1 protein-coding gene is annotated in these 846 nt (G+C 65.8%); it reads left to right on the top strand.

Annotated features, from left to right (window positions below):
* A partial coding sequence (locus tag HW130_RS35230; protein ID WP_177153826.1) for a terpene synthase family protein occupies positions 1–742 on the top strand: 742 nt, incomplete at its 5' end.
* Between the last annotated feature and the right edge of the window lie 104 nt (positions 743–846).

Genomic DNA, 846 nt, shown 5'->3' with positions numbered 1-846 from the left:
GATGCTCAGCGCCTTGGCGCTGTCGACGGCGTTCATCGCCCCGTGGTGCTCGGCCGAGCAGCTACGCGTCGCCAACCGTGCCTCGTTGTGGGTCACGGCCGAGGACTGGCAGGTCGACCGTGTCGCGACCTCCGACGACGCCGTCCGCTCGATCGTGTCGGCATGTCAGGCGGTCGCCGACGGCGCCGCACCGGACGTCGACTGCGCACTCGGTCAGCTTCTCGCCGAGATTCGCGACGAGCTCGCCACCGGCGCCGGATTCACCGAGTGGCAGCCGGTGTGGCGCGAGGAGGTGCGTCGCATGCTGACCGCCGACATTCGAGAATGGGAGTGGCGGCACTCCGCACGACCACCCTCGTTCGCCGAATACCTGGACAACGCGGACAACTATGGCGCCTCCTTTGTCAACGTCTCGCACTGGATCGTCACCGGAGATGCCCAAACCCGGAGCCACCTCCCCGAGCTGATCGCGGCCAGCCGCGAGGTCCAGCGGATTCTGCGCCTGTCGAACGACCTGGCCAGCTACGAACGCGACATCAGGTCCGGCGACCTCAACGCCCTCCTGCTCGTCGACCGGGAAGAGGTGTCCCGACAGCTCCGCGACCGGATCAGAGCCTGCCAGGACCATCTCCACGCGCTGGAGGTCACCTGCCCACGGGAGGCGCTCTATCTCGCCCGCGAAGCGGGATTCACCACGGGCTTCTACCACGGTGCCGACTATTGGGGCGACAGTGAGCGCTGACTCGAGTCTGGTAAAGAAACCGCTGCTGCGAAATTTGAACGCCAGCACATGGACTCGTCTACTAGCGCAGCTTAATTAACCTAGGCTGCTGCCACCGCTGAGCA

Origin of the sequence: Streptomyces sp. PKU-EA00015 (assembly GCF_013387495.1) — a bacterium.
GTDB lineage: Bacteria > Actinomycetota > Actinomycetes > Streptomycetales > Streptomycetaceae > Streptomyces.
Note: the sequence above shows the minus strand (reverse complement) of the source record. Positions and strands in the feature narration are given on the sequence as shown.